Source organism: Nonomuraea sp. NPDC052116 (genome assembly GCF_040680035.1).
In the GTDB taxonomy this organism is placed as follows: Bacteria; Actinomycetota; Actinomycetes; order Streptosporangiales; family Streptosporangiaceae; genus Nonomuraea; species Nonomuraea angiospora_A.
The window spans coordinates 22,890-39,535 of the sequence record NZ_JBFAWA010000033.1 but is presented as its reverse complement, the minus strand read 5'-3'; the positions used below and the strand labels follow the sequence as shown (position 1 = coordinate 39,535).

16 protein-coding genes are annotated in these 16,646 nt (G+C 70.7%); 7 read left to right on the top strand and 9 right to left on the bottom strand.

Annotation, left to right across the window (positions count from 1 at the left end; all coding sequences use genetic code 11):
- Positions 1-14: 14 nt before the first annotated feature.
- Positions 15-1,484, bottom strand: a complete 1,470-nt coding sequence (locus tag AB0L65_RS45780; RefSeq protein WP_350729291.1) for a histidine kinase N-terminal domain-containing protein — start codon at positions 1,482-1,484, stop codon at positions 15-17.
- Positions 1,485-1,965: 481 nt separating this feature from the next.
- Here AB0L65_RS45780 and AB0L65_RS45775 point away from each other — a divergent pair, with 481 nt between their 5' ends.
- The 6 genes from AB0L65_RS45775 to AB0L65_RS45750 all read left to right on the top strand — a co-directional run bounded on the left by AB0L65_RS45775 (position 1,966) and on the right by AB0L65_RS45750 (position 7,811).
- Complete coding sequence (locus AB0L65_RS45775) at positions 1,966-2,685, top strand: GntR family transcriptional regulator (RefSeq protein WP_350729287.1); 720 nt, start codon at positions 1,966-1,968, stop codon at positions 2,683-2,685.
- A gap of 61 nt (positions 2,686-2,746) precedes the next feature.
- On the top strand, positions 2,747-3,457 hold the full coding sequence (gene bioD, locus AB0L65_RS45770; protein WP_364259756.1) for a dethiobiotin synthase: 711 nt from the start codon (positions 2,747-2,749) through the stop codon (positions 3,455-3,457).
- 77 nt (positions 3,458-3,534) lie between these two features.
- On the top strand, positions 3,535-4,698 hold the full coding sequence (locus AB0L65_RS45765; RefSeq protein WP_364259753.1) for a histidine kinase: 1,164 nt from the start codon (positions 3,535-3,537) through the stop codon (positions 4,696-4,698).
- Positions 4,689-5,345 carry a response regulator transcription factor gene (locus tag AB0L65_RS45760; RefSeq protein WP_350729282.1) on the top strand — a complete coding sequence of 219 codons (657 nt, stop codon included), beginning with the start codon at positions 4,689-4,691 and terminating at the stop codon, positions 5,343-5,345. The genes AB0L65_RS45765 and AB0L65_RS45760 overlap by 10 nt, the downstream gene beginning before the upstream one ends.
- Entirely contained in the window at positions 5,342-6,121 is a 780-nt protein-coding gene (locus tag AB0L65_RS45755) for a DUF4097 family beta strand repeat-containing protein (protein WP_364259750.1), read from the top strand. Before AB0L65_RS45760 ends, AB0L65_RS45755 begins: the two co-directional genes overlap by 4 nt.
- Positions 6,122-6,170: 49 nt before the next feature.
- A complete protein-coding gene (locus tag AB0L65_RS45750; protein WP_364259747.1) occupies positions 6,171-7,811 on the top strand; it encodes an acetolactate synthase in 1,641 nt (546 codons plus the stop codon).
- Positions 7,812-7,814: 3 nt separating this feature from the next.
- On the opposite strand, the gene AB0L65_RS45745 is transcribed toward AB0L65_RS45750, so the two are convergent.
- On the bottom strand, positions 7,815-9,398 hold the full coding sequence (locus AB0L65_RS45745; RefSeq protein WP_364259745.1) for a serine/threonine protein kinase: 1,584 nt from the start codon (positions 9,396-9,398) through the stop codon (positions 7,815-7,817).
- A gap of 252 nt (positions 9,399-9,650) precedes the next feature.
- Between AB0L65_RS45745 and AB0L65_RS45740 the strand changes: the two genes are divergently transcribed.
- On the top strand, positions 9,651-10,040 hold the full coding sequence (locus AB0L65_RS45740; RefSeq protein WP_364259742.1) for a thioesterase family protein: 390 nt from the start codon (positions 9,651-9,653) through the stop codon (positions 10,038-10,040).
- Between the two features lie 96 nt (positions 10,041-10,136).
- Here the strand turns inward: AB0L65_RS45740 and AB0L65_RS45735 are convergent, their stop codons facing one another.
- From AB0L65_RS45735 to AB0L65_RS45705, 7 genes are all read right to left on the bottom strand, one after another.
- Positions 10,137-10,349, bottom strand: a complete 213-nt coding sequence (locus AB0L65_RS45735; protein WP_364259739.1) for a biotin/lipoyl-binding carrier protein — start codon at positions 10,347-10,349, stop codon at positions 10,137-10,139.
- 32 nt (positions 10,350-10,381) lie between these two features.
- Positions 10,382-11,737: a biotin carboxylase N-terminal domain-containing protein gene (locus AB0L65_RS45730; RefSeq protein ID WP_364259737.1), complete on the bottom strand. Its 1,356-nt coding sequence runs from the start codon at positions 11,735-11,737 to the stop codon at positions 10,382-10,384.
- Positions 11,738-11,833: 96 nt separating this feature from the next.
- The gene (locus tag AB0L65_RS45725) at positions 11,834-13,126 is read right to left on the bottom strand and encodes an HD domain-containing phosphohydrolase (RefSeq protein ID WP_350729270.1); all 1,293 of its coding nucleotides are present in this window, start codon (positions 13,124-13,126) and stop codon (positions 11,834-11,836) included.
- Positions 13,123-14,472: an HD-GYP domain-containing protein gene (locus AB0L65_RS45720; RefSeq protein ID WP_363976654.1), complete on the bottom strand. Its 1,350-nt coding sequence runs from the start codon at positions 14,470-14,472 to the stop codon at positions 13,123-13,125. Before AB0L65_RS45720 ends, AB0L65_RS45725 begins: the two co-directional genes overlap by 4 nt.
- Before the next feature lie 225 nt (positions 14,473-14,697).
- The gene (locus tag AB0L65_RS45715) at positions 14,698-15,639 is read right to left on the bottom strand and encodes an NAD-dependent epimerase/dehydratase family protein (RefSeq protein WP_364259734.1); all 942 of its coding nucleotides are present in this window, start codon (positions 15,637-15,639) and stop codon (positions 14,698-14,700) included.
- 9 nt (positions 15,640-15,648) lie between these two features.
- Positions 15,649-15,915, bottom strand: coding sequence for a mycothiol system anti-sigma-R factor (gene rsrA / locus AB0L65_RS45710; protein ID WP_350729266.1), 267 nt, complete (start codon positions 15,913-15,915; stop codon positions 15,649-15,651).
- Positions 15,912-16,517, bottom strand: a complete 606-nt coding sequence (locus AB0L65_RS45705) for a sigma-70 family RNA polymerase sigma factor (RefSeq protein ID WP_173526616.1) — start codon at positions 16,515-16,517, stop codon at positions 15,912-15,914. The genes rsrA and AB0L65_RS45705 overlap by 4 nt, the downstream gene beginning before the upstream one ends.
- Positions 16,518-16,646: the final 129 nt, after the last annotated feature.

Genomic DNA, 16,646 nt, shown 5'->3' with positions numbered 1-16,646 from the left:
CGTACGAACCGGGATCAGGCCGCCGGGAGCGGGATCGACAGCGTGACCTCCGTACCCCCTTCGAGCCGCGGCTCGATGGACAGCCGGCCGGAAAGCTCCCCTTCGACCAGCGTGCGGACGATCTGCAGCCCCAGGCTGGTGGAGGTGTCGAGGTCGAAGCCGGCCGGAAGCCCGCGGCCGTCGTCCCACACCGTGACGTTCAGCCTGTCGGGCTCGGGCTCGACCACCACTTCGAGCCGCTTGGGCCGCCCGTGCTGCATCGCGTTCTGCAACAGCTCGGTCAGCGCCATGGCCAGCGGCGTGGCGATGAGCGAAGGCAGCACGCCGAAGCCCCCGACGCGGCGCGGCGTGACGGCCACCTCCGCGGCCGAGACCTCCCCCGCCATCGCGAACACCCGGTCGGCGATCTCGTCGAAGTCCACGAACTCCTCGGGCGCGTGGGACAGCGTCTCGTGCACGATCGCGATCGACCCGACCCGGCGCACCGCCTCCTCCAGCGCCTCCCGGCCCTCCGGCACCTGCAGCCGCCTGGCCTGCAGGCGGAGCAGCGCGGCCACGGTCTGCAGGTTGTTCTTCACCCGGTGGTGGATCTCGCGGATCGTGGCGTCCTTGGTCATCAGCTCGCGCTCGCGGCGCCGCAGCTCGGTCACGTCCCTGATGAGCACGAGCGCGCCGATGCGGCCGCCGCCGACGATCAGCGGGATGGCCCTGAGCTGCACGATCGTGCCGCCCGACTCGACCTCGGTCTCCTTGGCCGCGCGCCCGCTGGCCACGATCATGAGATCTTCGTTGATCGGCTCGTCGGAGTAGCAGAGCGTCGCGGTGACCCGGCCCAGCTCAGCCCCGACCAGGTCGGCGTGCAGGCCGAGCCGCCGGTAGGCGGACAGGGCGTTCGGCGAGGCGTACGTGACGCGCCCGGCCCGGTCGAGCCGCAGCAGGCCGTCGCCGACGCGCGGCGAGCGTACCAGGATCGGCTCCTCTCCCGAGAACGGGAACCGGCCCTCGGCCACCATCTGCGCCAGGTCGGAGGCGCTCTGGAGGTAGGTCAGCTCCAGGCGCGACGGGGTGCGGGCGGAGGAGAGGTTCGTGGAGCGCTGGATCACCGCCAGGAACCGGCCCTCGCCGCCCTCGACGGTCCGCCGCACAGGGATGGTCTCCTCGCGCACCGGGACGCCCGTGGACCAGTCGGGGTCGCCCTCGCGGCAGATGCGCCGCTCGTTCCAGGCGGTGTCGATGAGGTGGCGCTCTCCCTTGGCGGCGACGCTGCCGACGATGTCGTCGTGGTAGACGGTGGGGCCGGTGGTCGGGCGCATCTGCGCGATCGCGATCCAGCCGCTCTCCCCCAGCAGCGGCGCCCACAGGATGAGATCGGCGAACGACAGGTCGGCCAGCAGCTGCCAGTCGGAGACCAGCGAGTGCAGCCAGTCGAGATCCGCCTCGTCGAGGGCGGTGTGGCGGGCTACGAGGTCGCTGAGAGTCGGCACAGGTGCATCATGCGTGCTTTTCCCCGCAACAACCAAACCGGCTCCCTGGCTGAATGCGCGCCCGGATACGCGGGCAGGACTCCGCATGGCACGGCCGCACACCCGCCCATTCGCACAGTGACGGCATATACGGCATCGTGCACCCAACTCGACATATCGGGAATCTCATATTGTGAGAACCGTCACACCATGAGAGCTGCTCGAACCGCAGACGGGACGAGTCGGAGGTGATCGGCACGGGCAGGTGGCTCCACCCCGACACGGATCACGGACCGGCCTCGGTTGCGATCGCGCTCACCGCTGTGGATATCCTTCACAATCAGCCTGAGCTGCCCGGATCCGTGCGAGCCGGCTACCGTGCCCGCCCGGTGCCGGTCGGCCGCCACAGCCCGCGGTTGACCGCTCGGGCTGATGTGAGTTCCGATGATCTCGCGGTGATCAGACACGCCTTCACCGCCGTGGCAGAAGTGAAGGTGAGAGCGTGACAGACGACAGCCCCCGCGTGCCCAAGTACTACGACGTCAAACGCAGCCTGCTCGAGCTCACGAAGACCCTGCCCGCCGGCGCGGCACTGCCGCCGGAGCGCACGCTCGCCGTACGGTTCGAGACCTCCCGCACCACGGTCAGGCAGGCGCTGACCGAGCTCGTGGTGGAGGGCCGGCTGCTGCGCATCCAGGGCAAGGGCACCTTCGTGGCCCAGCCGAAGGTGGCGCAGGTGCTGCAGCTCACCTCGTACATCGGCGACCTGCGCACGGCGGGCCTGGAGCCGGACACCAAAATACTCGAGATCGGCTACATCACCGCCGACGAGGCCCTGGCCAGGCGCCTGGCCATCAACCCGGGCGGCCGCGTGCTGCGCATCCACCGCCTCCGGCTGGCCAACGGCGAGCCGGTCTCCATCGACACCACCCACCTGTCCGCGCGCCGCTTCCCCCGGCTGCGGCGGGAGCTCGAGGTGCACGCGTCCCTGTACGAGACGCTGCACAACGCCTACAACGTCCGGCTTACGGACGCCGAGGAGATCATCGAGACCGTCCTGGCCACCCCGTACGACGCCAAGGCCCTCGGCGTCGACGTCGGACTCCCCATGCTCCTCCTCACCCGCCACGCCTTCGACGCCGACGGCAACCCCGTCGAGTGGGCCCAATCCCTCTACCGCGGCGACCGGTACAAGTTCGTCACCCGCCTGCGGCGCCCCTGAGCACGCCGGTCCGGCCGTGATCAGCCGTGATCTCTTACGGTGCTGCTCATAGGCTGGTGACATGAGCGTCATCGTCATCACCGGCACCGATACCGGCGTGGGCAAGACCGTCGTGACGGCGGCGCTGGCGGTGCTGGCCAGACGGCGGGGGGCCTCCGTGGCCGTGGTGAAGGTCGCGCAGACCGGGGTCGCGCCCGAAGAGGCCGGGGACGTGGATCAGGTGATCCGGATGTCCGGGGTCGGCACGACCTTCGAGGTGCGGCGGTTCGCCGAGCCGCTGCCGCCCGCCGCCGCCGCCCGCGTCGCCGGGGTGCCGCCCGTGTCGCTTGCCGAGGTGGGGCGGCTCGTACGGGAGCTCGCCGAGAACAACCGGATGGTGGTCGTGGAGGGCACCGGAGGGTTGCTGGAGCGGTTCGACGAGGACGGCGGGACCATCGGGGACCTCGCCCGGGCCCTGAGCGCGCAGGTGCTCGTCGTGGTCCGGCCCGGCCGGGGGGCGGTGAACCACACCGCGCTCACCCTGGAGGCGATGGCGAACCGGGGGCTCGAGCCGACGGGGATCGTCATCGGGCGCTGGCCAGGTGAGCCCGGGATCGTCGAGCGGAGCTGCGTGTGCGACCTGGAGATGCTGGCCGCGCGGCCGCTGGCCGGGGTGCTGCCCGAAGGGGCCGGGGGGATGGGCGGGGAGGAGTTCGCCGAGGTGGCGCGGAGAGGGTTGGGTGCGATGTTGGGGGGCTCGTTCGATCCCGCCGGATTCAAGGCGACGCTCTGAGGGTGGGGAAAACCCCACCATTCATCAGCACACCAGGGCTATTTCGCGTCTCACCCGCTGCTCAATACCGTTGAGCCATGAAAGTCCCCCGTCCGTGGTCGGCGCGGGCGTGGCTCGACACGGCCCACGTGATGATCGGTCTCCCGGTCGCCGTGCTGCTCGGCGGGCTGACGCTCGTCCTCGCCGTGTGGCCACCCCTGCTGATGCGGAGCGTGCCGCGGTTCACGCGGGTGCAGCGGTCCAGGTTCGAGGCGTTCCTGGGCGCGCACATCCCGCCCGTACGCTCCCCGAGCAGCTGGCGCAGCCCGGCCACGTGGCGGCAGATCAGTTATCACCTGCTGTCGCCGTTCGTGGGGTTCGCGGCCGCGGTGCTGGTGGCGATGGCATGGGGAGGGGCGATCGTGGGGTTGCTGTCGTTCCTGCCGCAGAGGTTGCAGCCGCCGCCGATGGAGTTCGAGGAGTTCGACCTCAGGGACGGCAGGGTCGTAGCGATCTACCTGGTGATCGGGCTCGTGCTCCTGCTGCTCGCGCCGGTGCTGGCGCGCGGCATGGCGGCGCTGGACCTGTCGGTGGCGCGTACGCTGCTCGGACCCAGCCGTTCGGAGCTCGGCCAGCGGATCGAGACGCTGACGGAGAGCCGGGCCGGGGTGATCGACGCGGCCGACGCCGAGCGCCGCCGGATCGAGCGCGACCTGCACGACGGCGCCCAGCAGCGGCTCGTCTCCCTCGCCATGAACCTCGGCCTGGCCAGGGCCACCCTGACCGACCTGCCCGAACCGGCCCGCGAGGCCATCGCGCAGGCGCACGAGGAGGCCAAGCAGGCGCTCAAGGAGCTGCGCGACTTCGTACGGGGCCTGCATCCGGCCGTCCTGAACGACCAGGGCCTGGACGCGGCGCTGTCCGGCGTGGCCGCCCGCGCGCCGTTCCCCGTGAAACTCCACGTCGACATCGAACGGCGTGCCACTCCGACCATCGAGGCGGTGGCGTTCTTCATCGTGTCCGAAGCACTGACCAACATCGCCAAGCACGCGGCGGCGACTAAGGCCGAGGTGAGCGTGCGGCGCGAGCGCGAGCGCCTGTACGTGCTCGTGTACGACGACGGCTGCGGCGGAGCCCGGCCGGACGGCGGCACGGGGCTGCGCGGCCTGGCCCAGCGGGTCGACGCGGTGGACGGGTCGCTCCGGCTGTCCAGCCCGCTGGGCGGCCCTACGACGATCGAGGTGGACCTGCCGTGCGAGTAGTGCTCGCGGAGGATTCCGTGCTGCTGCGCGAGGGGCTGATCAGGCTCCTGGACGCCTCCGGCATGGAGGTGGTGGCGGCCGTGGACGAGGCCGAGGGGCTGCTGCGGGCCGCCGCGGAGCACAAGCCCGAGCTGGTCATCACGGACGTCAGGATGCCGCCCACGCACACCGACGAGGGCCTGCGGGCCGCGCTCGTGCTGCGCCGCCAGCAGCCGGGCCTGGCCGTCCTGGTGCTCTCGCAGTACGTCGAGGAGCGCTACGCCGCCCAGCTCCTCGCCTCGGCCGCGACGGGCGGGGTCGGCTACCTGCTCAAGGACCGGGTGGCGGACGTGGCGGAGTTCATCGACGCGCTGCGCAGGGTGGCCGCCGGCGGCACCGCGCTCGACCCCGAGGTCGTGGCCCAGCTCCTGCTGCGCGGCAACAGCGACCCGCTCGAACGGCTCACGCCCAGGGAGCACGAGGTGCTCCAGCTGATGGCCGAGGGCCGTTCCAACGCCGGCATCGGCCAGTCCCTGGTGCTCAGCGAAGGGGCGGTCGGCAAGCACATCGGCAACATCTTCAGCAAGCTCGACCTGTCGCCGGCCGAGGGCGACCACCGGCGCGTGCTGGCAGTCCTGCAGTTCCTCAAGATCAGGAGCCTGCCGTGAGAGCCGCCTGGCTGGCGGCGGGAGCTGTGGCGACCGCGATCGCCCTGCTGCTCTCCGTCGGGGGGCTCTGGCGCGGGGTCGCGCGGGCCAGGATGCCGGAGGAGCACACGCAGAGGTCCATCGCCTTCGAGCACAAGAACGTACGCATCAAGGCGGGCAAGGGCACCCAGGTCGACCTGAGAATCCTGCCGGGCAGGGCGGGCGAGCTGCTCATCGCGAGGTCGCTGCGCTGGTCGAGGAGCCGGCCGACCATCAGCGAGGACTGGGACGCCCGTTCCAGCACCCTGCGGCTCGACGCCGTCTGCCCCGGCGGGGAGCAGCCGAACGGCCCCGTCTGCTGGACCGACTACGTGATCTACGTGCCGCCGGAGACCGACGTCGAGGCCGGCACGGGCAACGGCCGGCTCAGCGTCACCGATCTCTTCGGCAAGGTCCGCCTGTCCTCCGTCGCCGGCGACGTCCAGGTCGACAACCTCTCCGGCACCCTCTGGGCCAGGAGCGGCACGGGCAACGTCAACGCCACGGATCTCGACGTCGAGGCGGCCGACGTGGAGATCGGCTCGGGGGACGTCAACCTGTCCTTCGTCAGCGCCCCCACGACCGTCAACGCGGTGGTGCGGACGGCGGGCGACGTCAGCCTGGACCTGCCGAAGACGGCCTACGACGTGACGGCGGAAGGGATCGACACCAACGTCGACGTCGATCGGAACTCCACCTCACCGCGGAAGATCGTCGTGCGGGCGCCGAAGGGCAGGCTGTCCGTCTGCTGCGACTGAAGATCCTTAAGATCTGTTTACTCTGGTGACTGGTTGGTAAGTTCCCGGCATGGAGTCTGCGAAGCACGCCGGTGACGCCGCTGTCGCCGTTTCCAAGGCCTACGGCGTCGAGACCATGTTCACGCTGTCGGGAGGGCACGTCTTCCCCCTTTACGACGGCGCCGTACACGAGGACATGCGCATCCTCGACGTACGCCACGAGCAGAGCGCGGTCTTCGCCGCCGAGGCGACCGCCCGGCTGACCAGAAGACCGGGCCTGGCCGTGCTGACCGCGGGCCCCGGCATCACCAACGGCGTCAGCGGCGTCGCGACCGCCCACTTCAACGGCTCCCCCGTCGTCGTCATGGGCGGCCGGGCGCCCCAGTCGCGCTGGGGCAGCGGCGCCCTCCAGGAGCTGGACCACCCGCCGCTGCTCAAGCCGATCACCAAGCTGTCGTTCACCGCGACCGACGCCGAGTCCATCGGCCAGGACGTCGAGATGGCCTTCCGCACCGCGGTCGCACCCCACCGCGGCCCGGTCTTCCTCGACTTCTACATGGACCACCTGTTCTCCCCCTCGCCCGCGCACGAGGTGCGGACGCAGACGCCGTCGCCGCTCGAGCCCGATCCCGACGACCTGGCCGCCATCGCGCGGCTGCTGGCCGAGGCCGAGCGGCCCGTGCTGGTCTACGGGTCCGACGTGTGGATGGACCGGGCCGAGGAGGCCGCCCGCGACTTCGCCGAGACGTGGCGGCTGCCGGTCATCCCCAACGGCCAGGGCCGCGGCGTCCTGCCCTCGGGCCACGAGCTGCTGGTCACGCGGGCCCGCGGCCTGGCCCTCAAGCAGGCCGACCTGGTCATCGTGATCGGCACGCCACTCGACTTCCGCTTGGGCTACGGCTGGTTCGGCACCAAGGACGCGCTGGCCCGGGTCGTGCACATCGCCGACGCCCCCTCGCAGCTGGCCACCCACATGCAGCCGGCCGCGTCCGCCGCGGGCGACCTGTCCGTGGTGCTCTGGAGCCTCGGCACCGCCTGCGGCGACGCCGGGGTCAAACCCGACGCGTACGCCTCCTGGGTGTCGAAGCTGGCCGACACGGCCGCCGCGGCCATCGCGGGCGACGCCGAGCTGCTGGCCTCCGACTCCGACCCGATCCACCCCATGCGCGTGTACGGCGAGCTGGGCAAGGTCCTGGCCGACGACGCCGTGGTGATCGGCGACGGCGGCGACTTCGTCTCCTACGCGGGCAAGTACGTCGAGCCGAAGCAGCCGGGCAACTGGCTCGACCCCGGCCCGTACGGCTGCCTCGGCACCGGCCTGGGCTACTCCGTGGCCGCCCGCCTGGCCAGGCCGTCCTCGCAGGTGGTGCTGCTGCTGGGCGACGGCGCCGCCGGGTTCTCGCTCATGGACGTCGACACCCTCGTCCGCCACAGGCTGCCCGTCGTCATGATCTGCGGCAACAACGGCATCTGGGGCCTGGAGAAGCACCCCATGCAGCTCCTGTACGGCTACGACGTGGCCGCCGAGCTCCAGCCGCAGTGCCGCTACGACCAGGTCGTGACCGCGCTGGGCGGAGGCGGCGAGCTGGTCACCAAGCCGTCGGAGATCGGGCCGGCGCTGCGCAGGGCGTTCGACTCCGGCATCCCGTACATGGTGAACATCGCCACCGACCCGCAGGTCGCCTACCCCCGCAGCACCACGGGGGTGTGAGAGCTACGGCTTCGGCGTGGCGCTGGGCGAGGGGCTGCCGGTGCTGTCCTCCGGGCAGACGCCGTCGACGATGACCAGCGTGACCGGTTTGGTCACCTCCTGCACCGTCCCGGCCCCCGGCGCGGTCCGGAGGACCCTGCCGCAGCGCATGCCGTTGGAGGTGGAGGTCCGGTCATCGGGGATGATCTCCTCGAAGCCCGCCGCCTCGACCATCTCCTGCGCCTGCAGGAACGCCATCCCGACCACCTTGGGCACGCGAGCCCTCTTGACGTCCGACGTCGGGGTGCTCGTGGGCGTCTTGGTCGGCGTCTTGGTGACGCTCGGCGTGCTGGAGGGCGTCTTGGTCGGCGTCTTCGTCGGCGGCTTGGCGTCCTCGGTCTCCGCGGGCCTCGGCCTCTGGGTCGTCGGCTCGGGGTCCGGAGTCGGCTCCTCCACGTGGGTCTTCGGGGGCTTGGTCTTGGGGGGCTTGGGACTGCTCAGGTTGGCCACTGACGAGGCGGTGCTCGTCGGGGCAGGCCCGCTGGGGGTCATGCCCGTCAGCGCGACCGCGGTGGCGCCCGCGCCGAGCACCGCCGCGACGGCGATGCCCGCGATGAGCCCGGTCCTGCGCGGCGCCTTGGCCGCGCGGCGGCCGCCCGGACGCCGGTCGGCCATGGTCGTCGTCTCTTCGGCGGGACGCGCCTGATGGGCACCCGTCTGGTACGCCTCCACCGGCGGCGCCATGGTGGCCCCGGTGGCCGGCGCCGGCTGTTCGGGAGCCGGGGCGGGAGTCTGCCCGCTCGCGATGGCCTTGGCCGCCTCGGCCATGGCCCTGGCGGTCGGGAAGCGCCTGGCCGGGTCCTTCGACAGCGCGACCTCGACCAGCGTGCGCACGGCCTGGGGAATGTCGGCGGGCAGCGGCGGCGGGGCCTCGCGGATGTGCTTGAGCGCGATCGTGACCGCGCTGTCGCCGTCGAACGGCCGCTGCCCCACCAGGCACTCGTACGCGACCACGCCGAGCGCGTAAATGTCGACCGCGGGCGTGACAGGGGCGCCTTCGGCCTGCTCGGGGGCGCAGTAGGCGGCCGTGCCGAGCACCATGCCGGCGTCCGTCAGTCGGTTGGCCAGGTCGGAGCGGGCGATGCCGAAGTCGGTCAGCACCAGCGTGCCGTCGCGCTGCACGAGCAGGTTGCCCGGCTTGACGTCGCGGTGCACGATCCCCTGATCATGCACGGCCTGCAGCGCCGACGCGGCCTGCGCGATCAGCTCCATGGCCGCCTGCGGCGGGATCCTCCCCAGCCTGGCCAGCAACCGGTCGAGCGGCTCGCCGTCGACGAACTTCATCACCAGGTAGACGGTGTCGCCGCTGATGCCGTAGTCGTAGACGTCGACGACGCCGCCATGGTTGATCGTGGCCATCGCCCGTGCTTCCCCCTGAAAGCGAGCGACGAACCCGGGGTCCTGCGTACGACCGGGAAGCAGCACCTTGACGGCGACGGTGCGGGCCAGGACGATGTCCTCTCCGCGCCACACCTCGCCCATGCCGCCGGCGCCGATGCGGGTGTCCAGCCGATACCGCCCCGCCAGCGTCGTTCCTTGGGCCACCATGACTCCCCCGTTACCCCCCTAAACCAGTAACCTCTTGCACCCCGCGGCTCTCCAACAAAGCGAACTTTCGTCGCGGACAGGTCACACAGTGGTCACGGAACTCAGAGAGTGTACGACCCACCTGTTTCACATGCCACTCAAATGTCTTAAGCCGTACCACACCCTATCCTGGGGCCTTATGCCCGCACTTGTCCGCGTTTCCGGGAAGTCAGCTGACCCGTTGGACAGGTGCGACCGCCGTAGGCTGACCCCATGACGCTCGCTCCGGGTCTGCGCGCCCAGTTGCTCATCATGGTCGAGGTGGAGGACACCGCGAAGAAGGTCGGCAGCGGGGACGTGCCGGTGCTCGCGACGCCGCGACTGCTCGCGCTGGCCGAAGCGGCGACCGTACAGGCTCTGGACAAGCACCTCGCGCCGGGCGAGACGTCGGTCGGCACCAGGGTCGAGCTCGAACACCTGGCCGCCAGCCCGCTGGGCACGCACGTGCAGATCGGCGTCGAGCTCACCGAGGTCGACGGGCGGCGGCTGGTCTTCGCCTTCGAGGCCCACGACAAACACGCCGTCGTGGGCCGCGGCACCATCGAACGCATCGTCGTCGACCGCGCCAAGTTCTTGGCTCGGTCGCGCCGCCGCCTGGACTGAGGAGCGGCGGGAGCGAAGCGACCAGAGCGACGAAGGAAGGCGGCGGCGCCCCAGCGACCGAGCCCGCCTCCACGGAGTGGAGGCCATGAACACGACCTACTCGATGACGGCGATCAGGTCGCCTTCCTGGATCACGTCGCCCTCGGCCACCTTGAGCTGCGCCACGACGCCGTCTTCCTCGGCGAGCACCGGGATCTCCATCTTCATGGACTCGAGGATGACCAGCGTGTCGCCGTCGGAGACGGTGTCGCCCTCCTTGACGACGACCTTCCAGACGTTCGCGACCATCTCAGCGCGTACCTCAGCCACCGGAACTCCCCTCTGTCATCAATGTACTCACCTTAGGCCCGCATCCGCCCAACCAGACCAGTGTCGTAGACACCAGTGACAAACTCCGCGTTGTCCAGCAGCTCCGCGCAGAACGGCAGATTGTTCTTGGGCCCTTCGACGACGAACGCGTCCACCGCCTTGCGCCCCTTCTCCAGCGCGTCGGCGCGGGTCTCGCCGTGGACGCAGAGCTTGGCCAGCAGCGGGTCGTAGAACGGGGTGACCGTGTTGCCCGCCGCGTAACCGGAGTCGACGCGTACGCCCGCTCCGTCCGGCTCCACCCATGCGGTGATCGTGCCAGGTCCGGGGAAGAACCGCTGGGGATCCTCCGCGTAGACCCTGAACTCGATCGCGTGCCCGGTGGGCGCGGGCCGCACCTCGGGGCTCTCGCCGGCCGCGACGCGCAGCTGCAGCTCGACCAGGTCGAGCCCGGTGACCAGCTCCGTGACCGGGTGCTCCACCTGCAGCCGGGTGTTCATCTCCAGGAACACGAAGTCCTGCCTGTCGGAGTCGACCAGGCACTCGACGGTGCCCGCGCCGAGGTAGCCGACGGCCTCGCCGGCGCGCACGGCGGCGGCCAGCATGCGCTCGCGCAGCTCGGGGGTGATGCCCGGGGACGGCGACTCCTCGACGACCTTCTGGTGGCGGCGCTGCACCGAGCAGTCGCGCTCGCCCAGGGCCACGACCCGGCCGTCGGGCAGGCCGAGGATCTGCACCTCGACGTGGCGGGCCCGCTCGATGTAGCGCTCGAGCAGCACGGCCGGCCCGTCGAGCGCGTCGCCCGAGAACCTGGCGGCCGCCCTGGCCGCCTGCTCGAACGCCTTGGCCAGGCCCTCGTCGTCGTGGGCCACGCTCATGCCGATGCCACCGCCGCCGCCCGCGGTCTTGACCATGACCGGGTAGCCGATGGCGTCGGCGGCCTTGAGCGCCAGCGACAGGTCGGTGACCGGCTCGCGGGTGCCCGCGGCGACCGGCACGCCGGCCTTCTCCATGAGGTTCCGGGCGTTGATCTTGTCGCCCATCTTGTCGATGGCCTCGGGCGCGGGACCGATCCACACCAGCCCGGCGTCGATCACGGCCCTGGCGAACGCGACGTTCTCCGCGAGGAACCCGTAACCCGGGTGAATCGCCTTGGCGCCGGTCGCGCGGGCCGCCGCCAGCACCTTGTCGGCGTCGAGGTAGCTCTGCGCGGGGTCGGCCGGACCGATCAGCACGGCCTCGTCGGCCTCCCGTACGAACGGCAGGTCGCCGTCGGCCTCCGAGTGGACGGCGATGGCACGCAGCCCCAGCCGCTGGACCGTGCGGATGACCCGCCGCGCGATCTCCCCTCGGTTGGCGACCAGAACGGGTCCGAGCGTCTCAATTAACACGCCGACCACACTAAAGCCGCGACCGCCGCGACTCCTTCCCCCTAAACCACCGATCCGGCGATCATGATCTGTAGGAACCCCACAATTCCGTACGGGCTAGACCCGCCCGCGGTCGATCACCCGGGTGAGCGCCTCGATCGCGTGGGGATCGTACGCGCTGCCCGACGACAGCCGGATGCGCTCCAGCGCGGCCCCCGCGCGGTCGCGGTCGGTCGAGGGCCCCACCAGGTCGTCGTAGGCGTTGGCGACCTTGATGATGCGGCTCGACAGGGGCGGGTCGTCGGTGATCGGATCGCACTGGCGCCGCACCACGTCGGCCACCCGGTCGAGCACGCCGGTCTGCCTGATCACCTCGGCGCCCAGCTCGGCGATGCGCCGCGCCTGGTCGGGCTCGGTGAGGACGGTGGCGCCGCCGGGGATCGGGTCGCGCAGCGAGAGCTGGCCGATGTCGTGCATCAGCGAGGCGTACTCCAGCTCCAGCAGCTCGGGCTCGGACATGCCCAGCTCTCTGCCGATCGCCACGGCCAGGCGGCTCACCCGGCGCGAATGGCCGGGCTCGACGTAGCCGCCGACCTCCGTGACCCGCGACAGCGCGCGTACGGTCTGCAGGTAGGTGGCGCGGATCCCGGCGTACTTCCTGAAGGCCACCTGCGTGACCAGCAGCGGCGCCGCGAACACCAGCAGCGCCACCAGGTCCATGCTGTGGGTGGCCAGCGCGAGCAGCACGCCCGACGAGGCGACGGCCGCGCCCAGCGGGAAGGCCATGTTGACCTCGTCGCGCACGGCCACCCGGAACGAGGTGCGCAGCCGCTCGGCCCGCAGCAGCGCGGCGATCAGCACGTCGATCAGCAAGGTGATCGCGATGAGCGTGACCATCACCGCGAGCGCCGGCCACCAGGTGCTGGTCGGCGGTTTGGTCAGCAGGTAGAGCGGGTCGGCCAGCGGCCGGAACGCGAAGGCCAGCAGCGCGCCGGTGAGCAGCCGCCGTGCCATCGCGTCCAGCCGCGGCGGGCGGCCGACCGCCAGGTGCGGGAGCGCGCCGGCCGCCATGCCGACCGCGATCACGGCGACGACCTGCAGGGCCGAGTGGCGCAGCGGGTTTTGGCTGAGGTCGAGCAGCAGCGTGTAGCCCAGCGCGGCGGCGGCGCCGATGGGCGCGACCTCCCTGTTGCCCGGCATGGTGAGCCTGGCCAGCTCGCCGACCGCGATCAGCGCCCCGAACCCGACCGCGATCTCCGTGCGATCGAGCCCGACGGCCGCGGTGTGGGCGACGCCAGCGATCGCGACCAGCCCCGCCGCGCAGATGAGCAGCAGCTGGCCGGAGTCGAGCCGGCGGAAGACCGTGTTCGCAGAGCGTTCTGCGCGCCTCGGGCGCTCCGTGGTGATCATTGGCCGGTCACGACCTCGATGGGCATGGTCGGGTCGTCGTGGTCCTTGATCGGGGTCTCGTCGGGCGGCGGCGCCTCGACCTTGCGCGGCGGCTGCCACGGCTCCCGGTCGAGCACCCGGATGAAGGCCGCGACCATGACGGGGTCGAAGTGGGTGCCCGCGGTCTTGCGCAGCTCCTCGAGCGCCTCCGGGACGGGCCTGGCGCCCCGGTAGGAGCGGTCGGAGGTCATCGAGTCGAACGCGTCGGCCACCGCGATGACCTTGGCGAACTCGGGGATCTCGTCACCGGCCAGCCCCATCGGGTAGCCGGTGCCGTCGTGGCGCTCGTGGTGGTGCATGATCCCGGCGTAGGCCTCGTCGAGGAAGCCGATGCCGCGTACGATCTCCAGGCCCCGCATGGGGTGGAGCTGGATCGCGGCGAACTCCTCCTCGGTGAGCGGCCCGTCCTTCTGCAGCACCTTGGTGGGCACTCCGAGCTTGCCCACGTCGTGCAGCATGCCCGCGTAGCGGATGGCCCGTACGCGCTCGGGGCCCATGCCGATCTCCTGGGCGATCATGGAGGAGGCGAGCGAGACCCGCGTGCAGTGGCCCCGCGTGTAGTAGTCCTTGGTCTCGACGGCCTGGCAGAGCGCGGCGATCGTGGCGTCGTACGAGCGCTGCTGCGCGTGATACTGGCCGAACGCCCACCGCGCCACGAACAGCGGCAGCAGCACCAGCACCGCCGAGATCGACTGCACGGTCGCCCAGAGCCCGGCCACCAGCAGCCCGAACGTGCCGTACCCGAGATAGGACAGCAGGAACTGGGCCATGCCGCGCAGCGGCACCTCCGTGGCCCGCACCCGCGTGGCCAGCCCGATCATGGTCAGCGTGAGCACGATGTTGAGCGGCACGAAGACCGCCATGGCGGCGGCGTAGGGGCCGATGAGATCGTCGAAGGCGTTGACCTGGGGCACGCCGACCTGACCGTGGAGCGCCTCATACACCCACCCGGACACGTAGCCGCAGATGGCGAACTGCGCCCCGTTGAACAGCCGCTTGATCAGCGGCAGCCCGGGCCGCACGCTCACCATCGCGGTCAGCCCCACCAGCGCCGCGCCGTCGGGCCCGATCAGCACCACCGCCGCCAGCGAGGCGGAGAAGCTGACCGACACCGCGAACTGCTCCACGTTGAGCAGCGTCGGCATCGACTCGCACACCAGGAACAGCAGGGCGAGCACGAGAAGGACGTCGAGGTCCTCCGGGGCCACGGGAGCCCCGGAGACCATGACGCTGCGCACCATGAGAGCGACCGCCGCGCCGATCACGGCGACCAGATAGACCCTTGCAGGCCACGGCAGATCACGCATTGCGGCCCCCTACGGACATCAGGTCCAGGACACCCCTGGGGGAAGCACTCCCCCAGCGATCAGCATGACCACAGGAGTGAGCATGACGACGGCCGTGAGCAGTCGGGCGACCATAGACTTGAACATCCACATGCCTCCACGTCGAGTTCTGGGGTTCAACGCTACAGAAGACGACGTCGCCGCATGGGCGGAGTCGGAAATCGCAAGCAAAGCGTAATCAAGCCACTACTTCACGCGACGATTTCGGGCCCATTCGACGGTTTTCTTCACACCTGTCGGCAGGTCCGTACGCGGCTGCCAGCCGAGCCCTTCGTGGGCCGGCACCGGATCGACCGCCATCGCGGGCAGGTCGCCCACGCGCGGCGGCGCGAATCCGGGCTTGTCCTGAGCGCCCGCCGCGTCGGCGATGAGCGAGTGGAGGCGGCGGTCGGTGGTCTGGATGCCGGTGCCGAGGTTGAACCTTTGGCCGTCGCCGCGCTGCCCGAGCGCCTGGACGAAGCCGTCGACCACGTCCTCGACGTAGATGTAGTCGCGGGTCTGGGTGCCGTCGCCGTAGACGACCGTGGGCGTGCCGCTGAGCAGCGCGTCGGTGAAGATCGACACCACGCCCGCCTCGCCCTCGGGCGACTGGCGCGGGCCATAGACGTTGGAGAGCACCAGAGTGGTGTATTCGATGCCGTGGAGCGCGCGGAAAGCGGCGAGGTACGTCTCGCCGCTCAGCTTCGAGGCGGCGTACGGCGAGCGCGGGTCGGTGGGCGCGTCGCCGGGCACGGGGATCGTGCCGGGCCTGCCGTAGACGGCCACGGACGAGGCGAACAGCACCTTGCGGGCCCGCCCTTCGTGGGCCGCGGCGAGCACGGACGCGGTGCCCTCGACGTTGATCCGGGCGTCGCGCCTGGGCTCGGCCACGCTCTTGCGCACGCTGATCTGCGCGGCCAGATGGCAGACGACCTCCGGCTGCAGCTCCGCGACCAGGCCGGTCAGCGCGGGGTCGAGCACGTCGAGCACGTGCAGCCGGAAGTGATCGCTGGAGGCGGCCCCTGCCAGGTTTTCCCTGGACCCCGATGACAGGTCGTCGACCACGTCGACCTCATGCCCCTCAGCGAGGAGGCGATCGACGAGATTGGACCCGATGAACCCGGCACCCCCGGTGACCAACACGCGCATGGGGGAATCCTAGTCGGCCAGCTCCGCTCTCACCTGTGCGATGCGGGCGAGCACTTTGGAGCGCAGATCGCCGGGGACCGGGTCACAGCCGCAGTGCTTGTGCACGAGCGCCTTGATCGCCTTGTCCAGGTCGTATTCCTGGAGGCACGGGCCGCATTCGTCGAGATGCACGCGGATCTCGACGATGTCGGTCTCGGTCAGCTCGCCGTCGAGATAGGCGTAGACCTTGTCGAGCACTTCGCGACAGTCGGTGTCATGCGGGTTGCCACAGCTCATTTCGATCCCTCCGCCGGGACCAGACCCCGCTCACGAGCATAGTCCTCAAGGAGGCCCCGGAGCTGCCTGCGTCCTCTGTGCAGCCTCGACATCACGGTGCCGATCGGAGTGCCCATGATGTCGGCGATCTCTTTATAGGGGAAGCCCTCGACGTCGGCCAGGTAGACCGCGATCCTGAACTCCTCCGGCAGCGCCGCCAGCGCCTGCTTGATGTCGCCGTCGGGCAGATGCTCGAGTGCCTCGACCTCGGCCGACTTCAGCCCGCTCGAGGTGTGCGACTCCGCCCGCGCGAGCTGCCAGTCCTCGATCTCCTCCGTGCCGGACTGCTTCGGCTCACGCTGCTTCTTGCGGTAGCTGTTGATGAACGTGTTCGTCAGGATCCGGTAGAGCCACGCCTTGAGGTTGGTGCCCTCCTGGAACTGGTGGAACGACGCGAACGCCTTGGCGAAGGTCTCCTGCAGCAGGTCCTCCGCGTCCGCGGGATTCCGGGTCATCCGGAGCGCGGCGGAGTAGAGCTGTTCGAGATACGGCATGACATCGCGCTCGAATCGCTCGCTTCGCTGCTCCAGCGTCTCCGCGCCTGTCGCGGGCACCGGACCCACCCCCCTAAGATCACCGGTGGCCGGCTGTTGCGGAACACCGTACTCAGGGGAGGATACCCGCTGGCCGGTGCCTTGCCGGTCAGTGGGGAGGGGTCTTGCCATAGTGAGCATGCTCGTCGCAACACGCCC